Genomic DNA, 16,986 nt, shown 5'->3' with positions numbered 1-16,986 from the left:
GCTTCTTCGTGCCGTGGCCCGGGCGGACGGCCTTACGGCTCCCGTACGGACCCGGGGGGCCGTACCGGCGGCCGTCAGGCCCGACGGCGCCGGGAGGCCACCGTTGTGGAGGCCAGGGCCAGGAGGGCCAGGGCGGCGCCGGCCAGGCCCGGGGTGAGGCCCTTGGGGGTGAAGGTGCAGGAGACCTTGGCCGTGCCCGGCTTCAGGGGGACGGAGACCAGGCCGTGGAAGCTGCGGGCCGGGGCGTCGCACCGCCAGCCCGGGACGTCCGTCATCGCGAAGACCGCGGTGCCCGCGGCGCCCGCGGGGAGGGTGGCCTCGATGGTGTGGCCGCCGGTCTCGACCGCGGTGGCGCCCGTGGCGGTGAGCCGGGACACCGCCGCGTCGAGCGCCCCGCCGTCCAGGCAGCCGAGCGGGTGCTCCCCGGCGGCGGCGCCCCGGGCGGCGGTGCGCACGGTGGCCTCGACGCGGCCCGACGCGGGGACCTCGCCCAGCGGGACGACGCCCGTCGTCCGGTCCTCCAGCGGCTGCTCGGCGCCGCCGGCGCGGACGGTGCCGCGGACGGCGGGGGAGTACCAGTAGGCCCGGGAGCCGGGCGTGCAGCGGGCCGTGTAGGTCTGCTCCGTGGCGCTGCCGCCGCGGGTGACCTGGGGGACCTGGTAGACGGTGGCGCCCAGGACGTCCTCCTGGTGGGCGTAGACGCTGTCCGCCGGGTTGGGCGACGTGTAGGGGGCGGCGCGGACGGTGACCAGGGGGGGCGCGGGGAACGTCGAGCCCGTCCAGCTGTCCGGCGCGGCTGCGGGGCGCACCCGCGCGCCGATCGAGAAGATCGCGTCCAGGACGGGGTTGTCGGCGCCGAAGAAGGTCCGGCCGTCGTTCTTGTATCCGTACCCGAGGGGCTCCAGCGCCCGGTAGGTGGCCTCGGGAAGGTAGCTGCTGTAGTACTGCGGGCCCTCCGCCCGCAGCGCCAGGGCGTCGTTGTACGAGCTCTGCGGGGCGCCGGAGTCGGTCCGGTAGGCGGGCCAGCCCTCCACGCGGCGCACGGCCTCGAAGTGGTTGCCGATCGACCGGTTCGAGGTGGCGGCCGGCTTCGCCCAGCGCTCGCGGGCCCGGCGGGCGTCCGCGTTGGCCGCCGCCACCGTGGACTCGGCGAAGACCACGCCGATCATCAGGGCCGCCGCCAGCGGGACCAGGAACCGGCGCTCCTCGCCGAGTCGCAGCAGCACCAGCGCCAGCAGCGAGACGGCGCCGCCGCCGAGCACGGCGGGCCAGGTCCAGCCGCCGAAGTCGTCGGTGTGCCGCAGCGCGAAGGTGGCCGCCACCAGCAGGCCGGCGCTCAGCGCCAGGTGGAGCGGGCGCGGCCGGCCGGCCAGTGCCAGCCAGGCGAGGACGACGACCATCCCGCTGAAGACGAACGCCTCGCGGTACGGGTTGCCGTTGGGCACCGCCAGCCCGTGCCATACGTACTGCGTGGGCGGGAACTGGAAGGAGACGGCCACCAGCAGGGTCGCGGCCGCCCACACCAGGCGGGTCCTGCGCGCGAGGGCGGTGTTGAAGACGAAGGTTCCGGCCAGGATCAGGCCCAGCGAGGCGACGTAGAGCCGGGGGCGGCCGCCCCACAGGTGGGTCGCCGGGAGCATGCCCGCGAGGAAGACCTCGATCCGCACCGGGTCGAAGGCGGCGGCGCGGGTGGGCTGCGCCGATCCGCTGGAGAGGAACGAGGGCAGGAGGAGGGGGAGGGTCAGCAGGACCCCGGTGGCGGCGGCCGTGGCGGCCCGCCACACGGCGCGCAGCCGCTGCCGGCCCGCCAGGTCCAGGGTGATCAGCCGGATGGCCAGCAGGACGCAGGCGGCCATCGTGGCCATCATCGCGGTGTAGAAGTTCCCGTACCAGGCGAGCGCGACCAGCAGGGCCGCACCGGGCCAGCGGCGTTCCTCCAGGCACCACTCGACGGCGATGCCGAGCAGGGGGAGGGCGACCAGCCCCCACAGCCACATGGGGATGTACGAGGCGTCGCTGAGCGCCCAGCCGCACAGCCCGTAGCAGGCGCCGAGGACGCCGCGCTGCCACCAGGGACCGGGGTGCAGCTTGCCGAGGTACACCGTCATCAGAGCGGCGGCGGTGCCCATGGTGATGGGGGTGACGGCGAAGACGGCCAGGTCGACGTGGGCGCGGGGCACGAGGACGGCCAGCCACGAGAAGGGGTTGCCCAGGTAGGTGTAGTAGTCGGACAGGAACTGCTGTCCGAAGCCGCCGCGCCAGGTGAACAGGACGTCACCGGCGGCCTGCCCGTGGACCAGGTCCCACAGGGCGCGGTGGAAGGGCACGTACTGGTTGGCCTGGTCGTTGAGGGCCCGGCCGGTGTTGCCGAAGGGGAAGCTGCCGCGCGCGGCCCAGGCCGCGCAGAAGGCGCCCGCGGTGACGGCGAAGGCGAGCAGGGGTCCGCGCAGGCGGGCGAGGCGCGGCCGGCGGCGGCGGGGGGAGGGGAGGTCCCGGCCGCCGTCGGGAGGCGGGTCGCCCGCGGTCGTCGGCTCCGAGGTGACCGTCCGCAATGTCCCGCTCCCTGATGGTGGTGGCGTTCGGGCTGAATCGCTGGGCAGTTTAGTTCGCCGGGCGGGCGCGGGGCCGCGCGCCGGGCCTCGCGCGTGTGCTCGGGCCGGGGTGCCGGCGGGACGCGCGGCCGGCCGGCGGGGGCGCGCGGGCGGAGTCGCCGGGCGCCGCCCTTACCACGTCACGGCCTCGTGCGCGAGTCGGGGCGGCCGCACAGGGGTGTCGCCCAGGCGGCGCACGGCCCCCGGCGGTCTTCGCGTCGCGGGGTCCGGGCCTTTGTTTTGACCGGAGTGGATGCGGTAGGTACGCTCAGACCTTGTGCCTGGGGTGTGCCTGGGCTCCCGTGCGTGTCCATCCACCGCAAGCGAGCCGAATCAGCCACCGCGATCCATGCGTCTCCGTGCTTGCGCGGAGGTCCGCAGGATCCGACACACCCGACCGCGTGGGTCGGCAAAGTTCCAGGTTAGCTTCACTACACGGCACACAGAAACCGGAGAAGTAGTGCCTACGATCCAGCAGCTGGTCCGGAAGGGCCGGCAGGACAAGGTCGAGAAGACAAAGACCCCCGCGCTCGAGGCTTCGCCCCAGCGTCGTGGCGTCTGCACGCGTGTGTTCACGACCACCCCGAAGAAGCCGAACTCGGCGCTCCGTAAGGTCGCGCGTGTGCGTCTGACCTCCGGCATCGAGGTCACCGCTTACATTCCGGGTGAGGGACACAACCTGCAGGAGCACTCGATCGTGCTCGTGCGTGGTGGCCGTGTGAAGGACCTGCCGGGTGTTCGTTACAAGATCATCCGCGGTGCGCTTGACACCCAGGCTGTCAAGAACCGCAAGCAGGCCCGCAGCCGCTACGGCGCCAAGAAGGAGAAGTAAGAATGCCTCGTAAGGGCCCCGCCCCGAAGCGCCCGGTCATCATCGACCCGGTCTACGCATCTCCTCTGGTGACGTCGCTCATCAACAAGATCCTCCTGAACGGCAAGCGCTCCACCGCCGAGCGCATCGTCTACGGTGCCATGGAAGGCCTCCGCGAGAAGACCGGCAACGACCCGGTCATCACGCTGAAGCGCGCGCTGGAGAACGTCAAGCCGTCCCTCGAGGTCAAGTCCCGCCGTGTCGGTGGCGCGACCTACCAGGTTCCCGTCGAGGTCAAGCCGGGTCGCCAGTCGACCCTGGCGCTGCGCTGGCTCGTGGGTTACTCCCGCGCCCGCCGCGAGAAGACCATGACCGAGCGCCTGATGAACGAGCTGCTCGACGCCTCCAACGGTCTTGGCGCTGCCGTCAAGAAGCGCGAGGACACGCACAAGATGGCCGAGTCCAACAAGGCCTTCGCGCACTACCGCTGGTAGTCCCACCCCACATCGAGACCGAGAGAAGACCGAAGCCTTATGGCTACCACTTCGCTTGACCTGGCCAAGGTCCGCAACATCGGGATCATGGCCCACATCGACGCGGGCAAGACGACCACCACCGAGCGGATCCTGTTCTACACCGGTGTCTCGTACAAGATCGGTGAAGTCCACGACGGCGCTGCCACGATGGACTGGATGGAGCAGGAGCAGGAGCGCGGCATCACGATCACGTCCGCCGCGACGACCTGCCACTGGCCGCTCGAGGACGTCGACCACACCATCAACATCATCGACACCCCGGGTCACGTCGACTTCACCGTCGAGGTGGAGCGTTCGCTCCGCGTCCTCGACGGCGCCGTCACCGTGTTCGACGGTGTCGCCGGTGTGGAGCCGCAGTCCGAGACGGTATGGCGTCAGGCCGACCGCTACGGCGTGCCGCGCATCTGCTTCGTCAACAAGCTGGACCGCACCGGCGCCGAGTTCCACCGCTGTGTCGACATGATCAAGGACCGCCTCGGTGCGGTTCCGATCGTCATGCAGCTCCCCATCGGTGCCGAGATGGACTTCCAGGGCGTTGTCGACCTGGTCACCATGAAGGCGTTCGTCTGGTCCGCCGAGGCGACCAAGGGCGAGATGTACGACATCGTCGACATCCCCGCCACGCACACCGAGGCCGCCGAGGAATGGCGCGCCAAGCTGGTGGAGCAGGTCGCCGAGAACGACGACGAGCTCATGGAGCTGTTCCTGGAGGGCACCGAGCCCACCGTCGAGCAGCTGCACGCCGCCGTGCGTCGCATCATCATCGGCTCCGGCAAGGGCCAGGGCGCCACGATCACCGCGGTGTTCTGTGGCACGGCGTTCAAGAACAAGGGCGTTCAGCCCCTGCTCGACGCCGTCGTCCGCTACCTGCCGTCGCCCCTGGACATCGAGGCCATCGAAGGCCACGACGTCAAGGACCCCGAGGTCGTCGTGAAGCGCAAGCCTTCCGACGAGGAGCCGCTCGCGGCTCTGGCCTTCAAGATCATGAGCGACCCGCACCTCGGCAAGCTCACCTTCGTCCGGGTTTACTCGGGCCGCCTGGAGGCCGGCACTGCGGTGCTGAACTCCGTCAAGGGCAAGAAGGAGCGCATCGGCAAGATCTACCGCATGCACGCCAACAAGCGTGAAGAGATCGACGCGGTGGGCGCCGGTGACATCGTCGCCGTCATGGGCCTGAAGCAGACCACCACCGGTGAGACGCTGTGTGACGACAAGGCACCCGTGATCCTGGAGTCCATGGACTTCCCGGCTCCGGTCATCCAGGTCGCCATCGAGCCCAAGTCCAAGGGTGACCAGGAGAAGCTGGGTGTCGCCATCCAGCGTCTCGCGGAGGAGGACCCCTCCTTCCACGTTCACTCGGACGAGGAGACGGGCCAGACCATCCTCGGCGGTATGGGCGAGCTGCACCTCGAGGTGCTGGTCGACCGTATGAAGCGCGAGTTCAAGGTCGAGGCCAACGTCGGCAAGCCGCAGGTCGCGTACCGTGAGACGATCCGCAAGGCCGTCGAGCGTCACGACTACACCCACAAGAAGCAGACCGGTGGTACCGGTCAGTTCGCCAAGGTGCAGATCGCGATCGAGCCGATCACCGAGGCCGACGGTCCGGCGTACGAGTTCGTGAACAAGGTCACCGGTGGCCGCGTGCCGAAGGAGTACATCCCTTCGGTCGACGCCGGTGCGCAGGAGGCCATGCAGTTCGGCATCCTGGCCGGCTACGAGATGACGGGCGTCCGCGTCACGCTTCTCGACGGTGGCTACCACGAGGTCGACTCCTCCGAGCTCGCCTTCAAGATCGCCGGTTCGCAGGCCTTCAAGGAGGCCGCGCGCAAGGCTTCTCCCGTGCTCCTTGAGCCGATGATGGCCGTCGAGGTCACCACGCCCGAGGACTACATGGGTGACGTCATCGGCGACATCAACTCCCGCCGTGGCCAGATCCAGGCCATGGAGGAGCGTCACGGCGCCCGCGTCGTGAAGGGCCTCGTGCCCCTTTCGGAGATGTTCGGCTACGTCGGCGACCTCCGCAGCAAGACTTCGGGTCGCGCCAGCTACTCGATGCAGTTCGACTCCTACGCCGAGGTTCCCCGGAACGTCGCTGAGGAGATCATCGCGAAGGCCAAGGGCGAGTAACTCTTCCGAGTACACGCTTTAGGCTTGTCACCGGCAGCCTCTGGGGTAGCAGGAGCAACACTCCTGTTACCCCGGGACCGGCCGGCTTTCCAGCAAAGATCACCTGGCGCCGACCTGTAAGGCGTACAGAACCACTCTCCAGGAGGACCCCCGTGGCGAAGGCGAAGTTCGAGCGGACTAAGCCGCACGTCAACATCGGCACCATCGGTCACATTGACCACGGTAAGACGACCCTCACGGCCGCCATTACCAAGGTGCTGCACGACGCGTACCCGGACCTGAACGAGGCCTCGGCCTTCGACCAGATCGACAAGGCTCCTGAGGAGCGCCAGCGCGGTATCACCATCTCCATCGCGCACGTCGAGTACCAGACCGAAGCGCGTCACTACGCCCACGTCGACTGCCCCGGTCACGCGGACTACATCAAGAACATGATCACGGGTGCGGCGCAGATGGACGGCGCCATCCTCGTGGTCGCCGCCACCGACGGCCCGATGCCGCAGACCAAGGAGCACGTGCTCCTGGCCCGCCAGGTCGGCGTCCCCTACATCGTCGTCGCCCTGAACAAGGCCGACATGGTGGACGACGAGGAGATCCTGGAGCTCGTCGAGCTCGAGGTCCGTGAGCTGCTCTCCGAGTACGAGTTCCCGGGCGACGACCTTCCGGTCGTCCGCGTCTCCGCGCTGAAGGCGCTCGAGGGCGACAAGGAGTGGGGCGAGAAGCTTCTCGGCCTCATGTCCGCCGTCGACGAGGCCATCCCGACCCCGCCGCGTGACACCGAGAAGCCGTTCCTCATGCCCGTCGAGGACGTCTTCACGATCACCGGTCGCGGTACGGTCGTCACCGGCCGTATCGAGCGTGGTGTCCTGAAGGTCAACGAGACCGTCGACATCATCGGTATCAAGGAAGAGAAGACCACCACCACGGTCACCGGTATCGAGATGTTCCGCAAGCTGCTCGACGAGGGCCAGGCGGGCGAGAACGTCGGTCTGCTCCTCCGTGGCATCAAGCGCGAGGACGTCGAGCGCGGCCAGGTCATCATCAAGCCCGGTTCGGTCACCCCGCACACCGAGTTCGAGGCCCAGGCCTACATCCTGTCGAAGGACGAGGGTGGCCGTCACACCCCCTTCTTCAACAACTACCGTCCGCAGTTCTACTTCCGTACCACGGACGTCACGGGTGTCGTCACCCTGCCGGCCGGCACGGAGATGGTCATGCCGGGCGACAACACCGAGATGTCGGTCGCGCTGATCCAGCCGGTCGCCATGGAGGAGGGCCTGAAGTTCGCCATCCGTGAGGGTGGTCGTACCGTGGGCGCCGGCCAGGTCACCAAGATCACGAAGTAATTTCGTGCTCTGACCTGGTGGCCCGGTCACCGGGCACCCAGTTGCACTGAAGGGCCCCGTCCCACCGCTCCGGCGGTGGGGCGGGGCCCTTCGGCGTGGGATGGCCCTGCCTGGTTGCCTGCCTGCCTGCGGCGCGACGCGACGACAGGAGGGCCGCACCCCCGCGGGTGCGGCCCTCCTGTCGTCGGGGCGGTGCGGCTCAGCTCACGCGGAGGGACTCGGTGAATTCCTTGCAGGCGGCGTAGTCGGGGAGCAGCCCCGACGCGATGGCGTCGGCCAGCGAGGGCGCGGCCTCGTCGCGGGCGGACAGCAGCGGGACGTCCGCCGGCCACTCGATGGCCAGGTCGGCGTCGAGCGGGTGCACCGAGTGCTCACCCGTCGGGTTGTACGTCTCCGAACACAGGTAGGAGAGCGTGGCGTCGTCGCTCAGCGCGCAGAAGCCGTGGCCCAAGCCCTCGGGGATGTAGACCGCGCGGCGGTCGGTGTCGTCGAGGCGGACGCCCTCCCACGTGCCGAAGGTGGGGGAGCCGACCCGCAGGTCGACGATGACGTCGAGGACGGCGCCGCGTACGCAGCTCACGTACTTGGCCTGGCCGCGCGGGACGTCGGCGAAGTGGATGCCGCGGACCACGCCCGCGGAGGAGACCGAGAGGTTCGCCTGCGCCAGGTTCAGCGGGTGGCCGACGACCTCGGACAGCTTGTCGAAGCGGTACCACTCGGTGAACAAGCCGCGCGGGTCGCCGTGCAGCTGCGGGGTGACCTCGAAGGCGCCCTCGATGGAGAGCTCACGGAACTTCACCGGGCGCTCTCCTCGTCGAGCAGGGTCAGCAGGTAGTCGCCGTAGCCGCTCTTGGTGAGGGGCTCGGCCAGCGCGCGCAGCTGCGCGGAATCGATCAGGCCGGCCCGCCAGGCGGCCTCCTCGACGCAGCCGATCTTGAAGCCCTGGCGTTCCTCTATGACGCGGACGAACTCCGAGGCCTGCACCATCGAGACGAAGGTCCCGGTGTCCAGCCACGCGGTGCCGCGGTCGAGGATGGTGACGTTCAGTTCGCCGGCCTGGAGGTAGGCGTCGTTGACGGCCGTGATCTCCAGCTCGCCGCGGGCGCTGGGCTTCAGCCCGCGGGCTATCTCCACGACCTGGTTGTCGTAGAAGTACAGACCCGGCACCGCGTAGCGGGACTTGGGCTCGGCCGGCTTCTCCTCGATGGAGATGGCCTGGCCCTTCTCGTCGAACTCCACCACGCCGTACGCCGTCGGGTCCGCCACCGGGTACGCGAAGACCCGGCCGCCCTTGGAACCGGTGTGCTGGGCCAGGCGCGTGCCGAGGCCGCTGCCGTGGAAGATGTTGTCGCCGAGGATCAGGGCCACGGAGTCGTCACCGATGAAGTCGGCGCCGAGGACGAAGGCCTGGGCGATGCCTTCGGGGCGCTCCTGGACGGCGTACTCCAGCCGCAGGCCGAACTGCGAGCCGTCGCCGAGCAGTCGCTCGAACTGGTCGCGGTCGTCCGGGGTGGTGATGATCAGGATCTCGCTGATGCCCGCCATCACCAGGGTGGAGAGGGGGTAGTAGATCATCGGCTTGTCGAAGACGGGCAGCAGCTGCTTCGAGACTGCCCGGGTCAGCGGCCAGAGTCGTGATCCGGTGCCACCGGCCAAGAGGATTCCACGCATGGGGAGAACCCTATGCGAGAGGGCGCGGGGGAGCCGAGCTCAGGGCATGTGACGTTCGGCAGCCCGCTAGACTCTTCGTATTATGCGCATCCTCGTGACCGGCGGCGCCGGCTTCATCGGTTCAGAATTCGTCCGCCAGCAGCTCGGCGCAGATGCCTCGGCGAGGATCACCGTCTTCGACAAGCTGACCTACTCGGGCGTCGAAGCCAACCTCGCACCGGTCGCAGACCACCCCGGATACACCTTCGTCAAGGGCGACATCTGCGACGCCGACGCCGTCGACCAGGTGATGGCCGGTCACGACGTGGTCGTGCACTTCGCCGCCGAGTCCCACGTGGACCGCTCGATCGCCGGCGCCGGCCCCTTCGTCATGACCAACGTCGTGGGCACCCAGGTCCTGCTGGACGCCGCCCGCAAGCACGGGGTCGGCCGCTTCGTCCACATCTCCACCGACGAGGTCTACGGCTCGATCAGCGAGGGCTCCTGGACGGAGGAGTGGCCGCTGGTGCCGAACTCCCCCTACTCCGCGTCCAAGGCGTCCTCCGACCTGCTGGCGCTGGCCTACAGCCGCACCCACGGCATGGACGTGGTGGTCACGCGCTGCTCCAACAACTACGGGCACTACCAGTTCCCGGAGAAGGTCATCCCGCTGTTCGTCTCCAACCTGATGGACGGCAAGAAGGTCCCGCTGTACGGCAACGGCGGCAACGTGCGCGACTGGCTGCACGTGTCCGACCACTGCCGCGGCATCGACCTGGCGATGCGCAAGGGCCGCGCCGGCGAGGTCTACAACATCGGCGGCGGCACCGAGCTCACCAACAAGGAGCTCACCGGCGTCCTGCTGGAAGCCGCGGGCCTGGGCTGGGACATGGTCGAGCAGGTGGAGGACCGCAAGGGCCACGACCTGCGCTACTCCATCGACATCAGCAAGATCGGCTCCGAGCTCGGCTACGCCCCGCAGGTCACCTTCGAGGACGGCATCAAGGCCACCATCGACTGGTACCGGCACAACCGTGCCTGGTGGGAGCCGCTGAAGGCGAAGGCGGCGCTGCAGAAGTGAGCGCCGACTCCGGGGCCACGCGCTGGCTCGTGACCGGCGCCGCCGGGATGCTCGGCCAGGACGTCCTGGCCGTCCTGAAGGACGCCGGCATCGACGCCGTGGGTCTGCGCCGCGCCGACCTCGACATCACCGACCCCGCGGCGGTCCGCGCCGCCGTCCAGGGCGCCGCCGTCGTCGTCAACTGCGCCGCCTGGACCGACGTGGACGGGGCGGAGAGCGCCGAGGAGGCCGCCACCGCCGTCAACGGCACCGGCGTCCGCGTCCTGGCCGGGGCCTGCGCCGCGGCCGGCGCACGCCTGCTGCACGTCTCCACCGACTACGTGCTGCCCGGCGACGCCGCGCAGCCGTACCGCGAGGACGCCGCCACGGGCCCGGTCAACGCCTACGGCCGCTCCAAGCTGGCCGGCGAGCTGGCCGTCGCCGAACTGCTGCCGCAGGACGGCTTCGTGGTCCGCACCGCCTGGCTGTACGGCGAGCACGGCCCGAACTTCGTCGCCACCATGCTGAAGCTGGCCGCCCAGCGCGACACCCTGGACGTCGTCGACGACCAGCACGGCCAGCCCACCTGGTCGTACGCGCTCGCCCGCCGCCTGGTGGAGCTCGGCCGCGCCGCCCTCGACGGCCGCGCCCCCGGCGGTGTCTACCACGGCACCGCGAGCGGCCGGACGACCTGGCTGGGCCTGGCCCGCGAGACCTACCGGCTGAGCGGGCTGGACCCCGAGCGGATCCGCCCGACCACCTCCGCGGCGTTCGTCCGCCCCGCCGTGCGCCCGGCCTTCAGTGTCCTTGCTCACGACGGCTGGTCGGCCGCCGGGCTGGAACCGCTGCCCGACTGGCGGGCGCAGCTCGCCGAGGCGCTCACCCGTCCGGCCTTCGCTGAGCTGCTGAGACTCCCCTCCACGAAGTGAGCCGTCGAGGCTGATCGCTTACACACGCGCGACGTTGCCGGGGCCCGGGAGGCAGCCTTTCGGGCCCCGTTGACGTCATGCGCCGTGCCATATGCTTCTCCTATAAAGATGTTGGCCCCTTCGCGCGAAAGGCGCCGTCCGCTGTGCGACTCTCCGTTCTGACCTCCATCACCGGTCTTCTGGTGCTGGGGTACATCCTTGAGCTGCTGCGCCGCCAGCAACTACGGGAGAAGTACGCGGCGATATGGCTCGCGATCGGATTGCTGGTCGCCCCGCTCGGGTTCGTCCCCCACGTGCTGGACCCGGTGGCAAGGAGCCTGGGCGTGGCATCCGGCGTGAGCCTGGTGCTTTTCGTCGGGTTCGTCCTGGTCCTGCTGGTGAGTTTGCACCTCAGCTGGGAGACCAGTCGGCTGGAGGCGGAGACCCGCACCCTGGCGGAGGACGTCGCGCTGATCCGCGCGCACCTCGTCCAGCAGGGCGGTTACCCCAATACGTCGCCGCGCGCGGAGGATTCCGGCGCCCCTGAGGCACAGGTGAAGTCGTGAACGACGGTCGTCGCGTTCTGATCATTCTTCCCGCCTGGAACGAGGAGGACGGACTGCCCTCCGTCCTGCGCGAGATCCAGCAGCAACTGCCCTACGTAGACACCCTCGTGGTCGATGACGGCTCGGCGGACAACACCGCCGAGGTGGCCCGGGCAGCCGGCTCCGCCGTCGCCCAGCTGCCCTTCAACCTCGGTGTCGGGGGCGCGATGCGGCTCGGCTACCGCTACGCGCAGCAGCACGGCTACGACGTGGCGATCCAGGTGGACGCCGACGGTCAGCACGATCCCGCCTACGTGCCGGCGCTGCTGGAGCGCCTCGCCGTCGGCGACGCCGACCTCGTCATAGGCGCCCGGTTCGCCGGCGACGGCGATTACACGGTGCGCGGACCGCGCAAATGGGCGATGTCGCTGCTGTCCGTGGTGCTGTCGCGGATCACCCGGACCAAGCTCACCGACACCACCTCGGGCTTCCGTGCCTGCAACCGGCCACTCATAGAGTTCTTCGCCCGCTGGTACCCCGTGGAATACCTCGGGGACACCATCGAGTCCATGGTCGGCGCCGCCCGCTCCGGCTTCACCGTGCGCCAGATCCCCGTGGCGATGCGCGAACGGACCACCGGCCGGCCGAGCGCCTCGCCGTTCAGGGCGATGGTCTACCTCACCCGAGCCGGCCTCGTGCTGCTGCTCGCGATGATCCGCCGGATGCCCGGTGAGCTCAAGACGTTCACGCCCGGCACCCCGGCGTACGCCGCCTTCCAGCAGCGCACTGCCGAGCTGGTCGCCCGCGAGCTGACCAAGGCATAGGCGGAGAGCATGTCGCGTTTTGAGATCCTTCTGCCGTACTACGGAGACGTCGCGCTGATGCAAGACGCCGTTCGCAGCGTCCTTGCCCAGGACGGCGACGACTGGCGCCTCACCGTCGTCGACGACGGCCGCGAGCCGGGCGTCCCCGAGTGGTTCGAGGCGCTGGCGGACGCCCGCGTCCGCTACTTCCGCAACGAGCGCAACCTCGGGGTGACCGGCAACTTCAACCGCTGCGCCGAGCTCGCCGAGTACGAGTACCTGGTACTCATGGGCTGCGACGACCTCATGCACCCGAACTACCTGCAGGTGGTCCGGGCTGCGGCCGACCGCGAGCCGACCGCCGCGATGATCCAGCCGGGCGTCCTGGTGATCGGCACCGACGGCCGGGAGTACGACACCCTGGTCGACCGGACCAAGCGCAAGCTGTACTCCCCCAAGGGCCCCGGCCGGGCCCTGCTCGGCGGCGAGGAGCTGGCCGTCAGCGTGCTGCGCGGCAACTGGCTGTACTTCCCGTCGATCTGTTGGCGCACCGAGGCCGTCAAGCGCTTCGGCTTCCGCGCCGACCTGGGCGTGATCCAGGACCTCGCCCTGGTCGTCGACCTGCTGGTGGCGGGGGAGAGCCTGGCCACCACGCCGGAGGTCTGTTTCAGCTACCGCCGGCATGCCGGTAGCGAGTCCTCCGCCAAGGCTTACACCGGCCACCGCTTCGAGGAGGCAAAGCGCTTCTTCGTGGAGACCGCCGACCGCCTGGACCGGCACGGCTGGTCGCGTGCGGCCAAGGTCTCCCGACTGCACCTCTCCTCCCGGCTGCACGCGGTCACCCTGCTGCCCGGCGCTGTGAAGCACGCCGGCCGGGCTGGTGTCAGCGCCATGCTCCGCCACGCCACGCGCTGAGCGTGCGGCCGATGAAAGCCACTGGATGAACCCGATAGCGAAGTTGCTCAAAGCCCTGCCCCCCGGGACCGCCATGGTCGCGGGGGGCACCGCCGTACTCGGCGCCGCCTCCTACATTCACCTCGCGGTGGCCGGGCACAGCCTCTCCGAGGCCGAGAAGGCCAGCGTCTCGGTGCTGTGGACCCTGGTGATGTCCGTCGGGATCGGCCTGTTCTTCCCGATCGAGCAGGAGCTCACCCGGATCGTCGCCGCCCGCGTGGTGCGCGGTGAGGGCGCCGCGCCGGTACTCCGGAAGGCGGGGCTGCTGACCGGGGGCATCCTCGGCGCGGTACTCGGGGCGCTCGCCGTCTTCGCCCGGCCCATCGCCGACCGGCTCTTCCACGGTGACCTCCAGATGGTCGCCGTGCTCGGTGGCGCCTTCACCGGGATGGCCCTGTGCTATCTCACGCGGGGCATCCTGGCCGGCGTCGGCCGCTTCACCGCCTACGGCTCCCAGCTCGCGGTCGACGGCGGCCTGCGGATCGTGCTGGCCTTCGCCTGCGCCGTTGCCGGGTTGCACTCGGCGCTCGCCTTCGGCTTGCTCCTCGTCGTGGCGCCGTTCATCGCCCTGCTGGTCACGCTGGCTCCGACGCTGCGCGCGGCGCGGCCCGGCGGCGTGTTCCCCACCCGAAAGCTGGTCCGCGGCCTCGGGCCGCTGACCGCCTCCACCCTGCTGGCGCAGGTGGTGGTCAACGCGGCGGTGATGAGCACCCAGCTGCTCGAACCGACCCGCACCGCCTTGATCTCGGCCCTGCTCAGCGCCCTGGTGCTGGCCCGGATACCGCTGTTCGTCTTCGGCTCGCTGCAGGCTTCGCTGCTCTCCGGCCTGTCCACCGTGGTGGCCGGCGGAGACCACCAGGGCTTCGCCCGGATGCTCCGCAAGGCCTGCCTGGTGGTGCTCGGGCTCGGCGTCGTCGGCGGCGTGCCCGCCGTGCTGCTCGGGCCGTGGCTGATCGAGGTCCTGTTCCGCGCCGTGACCGGCCAGCTCGGCCGCGTCGACTTTCTGTGGTTCGCCGTCGGGACGACCTGTTACATGCTGGCGATGGTGCTCGGCCAGGCCCAGATGGTGCTCCACAAGCACCGCGCCCAGCTGGCCTGCTGGGTGTTCGGCACCGCGGTACTGCTCGGCATCACGCTGGTACCCGGGGACATCGCGCTGCGCGTGGGCCTCGCCTACGCGATCGGTTCGCTGGCCACCGCCGTCGCGATGCTGCTGACCTTGCGCGGTGCCGTGCCGCGCCGCACCACCACACCGCAACTCGACGGACATCTCACGGAAGTCTGACTTCTCATGACGCGACTGGCCCACGACCCGACTGTCGATCCCGAGACGGAGCGGACCACAGGAGATCTGCCGGCGGACAGCCGTACTCCGGCGATGTGGTGGCACGCCCGGTGGGTGGTGCCGCTGGCGCTGGCCGTCGGCTACGTGCTCAGCATGCTGTTCCGGCTGTCGCTGGTCAGGAAGCTGGACTACCCGACGGTCAACCCCGACGAGCCCATGTACCTGGTGATGGCCAGGATGCTCGCCGGCCGGTCGACCACCGAGATCCCCAGTGACCAGGTTCTTCCGGCCGGCTACTCGCTGCTCATCTCGCCCGCCCTGCGCATCACCGACGACCCGGTCTTCGCCTACCACCTGATGCTGGGCATCAACGCCCTGCTCAGCTGCCTGGTGCTGCCCCTCGCGTACTGGGCGCTGCGCAGGCTGGACGTCTCCCGGGCGGTGTCGTACGTCGCCGCGTGCGCCGTGGTGCTGCTACCGCCAGTGGTCTTCTACTCGCAGTTCGGGATGGCCGACACCCCGCTGCCGGGCCTCGTGCTGGCGTGGCTGATCGGCCTGCACGGCCTGCTGTCGGAAGGCGGCCGCCGCCGCCGGACCTGGTTCGGCCTGCTGGGCGCCTTCGCGGCCGGCTACTGCCTGCTCACCCATGACCGCGGCGGCGTGATCATCGCGCTCACCGGGTTGGTCCTGCTGGTGGCACTGGTCTTCAACTGGGCACCGCGGATCGCCTCCGTGCTCGGCCTGGCCGTGCTGGCCCTCATGTTCGTCACCAAGCGGCTGATGACCAGCTGGCTGATGTCCAGGATCGACGGAGCGAAGCCGAGCGAGGTCGGCAACGCCGTCTTCCAGACCCTTGGGAACACCCGCCTGCTGCGGCGCACCATCATGCGCATGGTAGGGCACATCTGGTACTTCCTGACCAGCACCTGGGGGCTGGGCGCGCTGACTCTGGTCGTCTGCGTGCTCGTCGTGTTCAGCTCGCGCTTCAGCCGGGCCAGCCGGGTGGTGGCCTTCGTGATGGTCGCGCTCCTCGGCGGCATCGCGCTGGCGGCGGCGGCCGGCCTTCCCAACGACCACCGGATCGACACCATCACCTACGCCCGCTACCTGTCCCCGCTGGTCGCGGTGTACGTGGTGGTCGCGGTGGCGGTGCTCTACCACGTACGCAGCTGGAAGAAGATCGCGGTCCTCGGCGCCGCAACCGTGGCCGTGACCGGGGCGTTCACGGCAGTGCTGCTCCACATGGCCCAGCACCAGTGGGCCAAGTCCTATTTCGTCCTGTGGGGCCTGCCCGACGCGACCTTCCTCTCCAGCCTGGGGACGGAGGACTGGAAGCACTTCCACGCGGGGCGCACCACCGTGGTCGCCCTGATCGTGTTCATCGTCCTGCTGGCACTGCGCCTGCTGGGAGGCAGCCACCGGATCGCCCTCGCGACCGGTGCGTTCGCGGTGGCGCTGGCGGTCTTCGCCGGTTGGGGGGCCGTGGCGATCACCGACAACGTCAGTCGGCCGAACCACGACGGGCGCTACGCCGACGGCACCGGCTTCCTCAAGACGGCGGGCTTGCGCCCCGGCGACCAGCTGGTGATGGACCGGGCCTTCCGCTGGGAGACCCGGGCGACCCTGGGCTACGAGGTGCTCGACGGCCGGGTCTGGACCCGTGCCCTGATCGTGAACGAGGAGCCGCCCACCGAGGCCGACGTGGCCGTGCTCGCCCTCTTCGACGACGCGGCCCCGCCGGCCGACAGCTGGCGAAGGGCGCCGGCCGGCTGGCACGTCGACCGGCACGTCCCGGAATACGATTTCGTGATCTGGCGACGCGACTAATCACTCCATCCGTGGCCGAGAGGCCCCGCGCCGCACGGTGCGGGGCCTCTCGGCCGTAGCGAGTACCCCTCGGAGTGGTTGACGTGACATGCGAGGCGGCCGACAGCTACCTGCACCCGCAGCTACCGAAGGACGCGTCGGCCGGTCCGGCATCCACCGGGCCCGCCAGGCACCGTACGCCGGCAGCGCGGGCAACAGGCGGAGGGTGCGGGACGGTCCCCCCGTCCTGACCGGGGGAATCACCCCGCGCAGGGGTACCCGCGGCGGGGTTTGACCACGCAGCGTGGCGGGGTATTGTCTTCGGCCCGATTGGCGCAGTACGTGCCTCGTATGGCAGACTACTCAAGTTGCTCGGTTGAGTGCCGATGCTGCGCGCCTCCCGCCGGGAGGACCGGAAGCAAGTCCCACAGTACTCGTCGTCCTTAATCTGCCTCTCGGGGCAGCAATGGGGACGGACGTACGGGAATCTTCTGGGAAGTGTCAGCACGGTGGTCACCAGGCGCTCGGTGGGTGTTTCTCCCCCGCAGCGCGGTCTTGGGACCG

The 16,986-nt window shown here is 69.8% G+C and carries 14 protein-coding genes; 11 read left to right on the top strand and 3 right to left on the bottom strand.

Translation table 11 applies throughout. The annotated features are described in order from the left end of the window. Positions 1-74 precede the first annotated feature (74 nt). Positions 75-2,552, bottom strand: coding sequence for a YfhO family protein (locus AMK16_RS11745; RefSeq protein ID WP_242438683.1), 2,478 nt, complete (start codon positions 2,550-2,552; stop codon positions 75-77). A 499-nt stretch (positions 2,553-3,051) separates the two neighbouring features. Here AMK16_RS11745 and rpsL point away from each other — a divergent pair, with 499 nt between their 5' ends. The 4 genes from rpsL (at position 3,052) to tuf (ending at position 7,411) form a co-directional block, all read left to right on the top strand. After that, on the top strand, positions 3,052-3,423 hold the full coding sequence (rpsL, locus tag AMK16_RS11740) for a 30S ribosomal protein S12 (RefSeq protein ID WP_007265893.1): 372 nt from the start codon (positions 3,052-3,054) through the stop codon (positions 3,421-3,423). 2 nt (positions 3,424-3,425) lie between these two features. Beyond that, complete coding sequence (rpsG, locus tag AMK16_RS11735; RefSeq protein ID WP_007265894.1) at positions 3,426-3,896, top strand: 30S ribosomal protein S7; 471 nt, start codon at positions 3,426-3,428, stop codon at positions 3,894-3,896. A 39-nt stretch (positions 3,897-3,935) separates the two neighbouring features. Next, on the top strand, positions 3,936-6,065 hold the full coding sequence (gene fusA / locus AMK16_RS11730; protein ID WP_073912923.1) for an elongation factor G: 2,130 nt from the start codon (positions 3,936-3,938) through the stop codon (positions 6,063-6,065). A 152-nt stretch (positions 6,066-6,217) separates the two neighbouring features. Beyond that, positions 6,218-7,411 (top strand): elongation factor Tu, encoded by a 1,194-nt coding sequence (gene tuf, locus AMK16_RS11725; RefSeq protein WP_030653602.1) that lies wholly within the window; start codon positions 6,218-6,220, stop codon positions 7,409-7,411. Positions 7,412-7,610: 199 nt separating this feature from the next. Here the strand turns inward: tuf and rfbC are convergent, their stop codons facing one another. Then, on the bottom strand, positions 7,611-8,210 hold the full coding sequence (gene rfbC / locus AMK16_RS11720) for a dTDP-4-dehydrorhamnose 3,5-epimerase (RefSeq protein WP_073912919.1): 600 nt from the start codon (positions 8,208-8,210) through the stop codon (positions 7,611-7,613). After that, positions 8,207-9,082: a glucose-1-phosphate thymidylyltransferase RfbA gene (gene rfbA, locus AMK16_RS11715; RefSeq protein WP_073912916.1), complete on the bottom strand. Its 876-nt coding sequence runs from the start codon at positions 9,080-9,082 to the stop codon at positions 8,207-8,209. The genes rfbC and rfbA overlap by 4 nt, the downstream gene beginning before the upstream one ends. Positions 9,083-9,164: 82 nt before the next feature. Between rfbA and rfbB the strand changes: the two genes are divergently transcribed. From rfbB to AMK16_RS11680, 7 genes are all read left to right on the top strand, one after another. After that, complete coding sequence (gene rfbB, locus AMK16_RS11710; RefSeq protein ID WP_073912913.1) at positions 9,165-10,142, top strand: dTDP-glucose 4,6-dehydratase; 978 nt, start codon at positions 9,165-9,167, stop codon at positions 10,140-10,142. Positions 10,143-10,189: 47 nt separating this feature from the next. Further along, positions 10,190-11,050, top strand: coding sequence for a dTDP-4-dehydrorhamnose reductase (rfbD, locus tag AMK16_RS11705; RefSeq protein WP_242438707.1), 861 nt, complete (start codon positions 10,190-10,192; stop codon positions 11,048-11,050). A gap of 143 nt (positions 11,051-11,193) precedes the next feature. Further along, positions 11,194-11,595, top strand: a complete 402-nt coding sequence (locus AMK16_RS11700; RefSeq protein WP_073912910.1) for a DUF2304 domain-containing protein — start codon at positions 11,194-11,196, stop codon at positions 11,593-11,595. Beyond that, positions 11,592-12,398 carry a glycosyltransferase family 2 protein gene (locus tag AMK16_RS11695; RefSeq protein WP_073912907.1) on the top strand — a complete coding sequence of 269 codons (807 nt, stop codon included), beginning with the start codon at positions 11,592-11,594 and terminating at the stop codon, positions 12,396-12,398. Before AMK16_RS11700 ends, AMK16_RS11695 begins: the two co-directional genes overlap by 4 nt. Before the next feature lie 9 nt (positions 12,399-12,407). Then, positions 12,408-13,292 carry a glycosyltransferase family 2 protein gene (locus tag AMK16_RS11690; protein WP_073912904.1) on the top strand — a complete coding sequence of 295 codons (885 nt, stop codon included), beginning with the start codon at positions 12,408-12,410 and terminating at the stop codon, positions 13,290-13,292. 25 nt (positions 13,293-13,317) lie between these two features. After that, positions 13,318-14,616: a lipopolysaccharide biosynthesis protein gene (locus AMK16_RS11685; protein WP_073912901.1), complete on the top strand. Its 1,299-nt coding sequence runs from the start codon at positions 13,318-13,320 to the stop codon at positions 14,614-14,616. A gap of 6 nt (positions 14,617-14,622) precedes the next feature. Beyond that, positions 14,623-16,443, top strand: coding sequence for an ArnT family glycosyltransferase (locus tag AMK16_RS11680; RefSeq protein WP_107417107.1), 1,821 nt, complete (start codon positions 14,623-14,625; stop codon positions 16,441-16,443). Positions 16,444-16,986: the final 543 nt, after the last annotated feature.

The organism is Streptomyces sp. CB00455 (assembly GCF_001905445.1).
Taxonomy (GTDB): domain Bacteria; phylum Actinomycetota; class Actinomycetes; order Streptomycetales; family Streptomycetaceae; genus Streptomyces.
Note: the sequence above shows the minus strand (reverse complement) of the source record. Positions and strands in the feature narration are given on the sequence as shown.

What these genes read in the sequence shown, in the direction of transcription:
- rfbA (WP_073912916.1), bottom strand. Translation starts at nt 9,082, where the DNA reads ATGCGTGGAATCCTCTTGGCCGGTGGCACCGGATCACGACTCTGGCCG.
- AMK16_RS11690 (WP_073912904.1), top strand. Translation starts at nt 12,408, where the DNA reads ATGTCGCGTTTTGAGATCCTTCTGCCGTACTACGGAGACGTCGCGCTG.
- AMK16_RS11680 (WP_107417107.1), top strand. Translation starts at nt 14,623, where the DNA reads ATGACGCGACTGGCCCACGACCCGACTGTCGATCCCGAGACGGAGCGG.
- AMK16_RS11685 (WP_073912901.1), top strand. Translation starts at nt 13,318, where the DNA reads ATGAACCCGATAGCGAAGTTGCTCAAAGCCCTGCCCCCCGGGACCGCC.
- rpsG (WP_007265894.1), top strand. Translation starts at nt 3,426, where the DNA reads ATGCCTCGTAAGGGCCCCGCCCCGAAGCGCCCGGTCATCATCGACCCG.
- rfbB (WP_073912913.1), top strand. Translation starts at nt 9,165, where the DNA reads ATGCGCATCCTCGTGACCGGCGGCGCCGGCTTCATCGGTTCAGAATTC.
- fusA (WP_073912923.1), top strand. Translation starts at nt 3,936, where the DNA reads ATGGCTACCACTTCGCTTGACCTGGCCAAGGTCCGCAACATCGGGATC.
- rfbD (WP_242438707.1), top strand. Translation starts at nt 10,190, where the DNA reads ATGCTCGGCCAGGACGTCCTGGCCGTCCTGAAGGACGCCGGCATCGAC.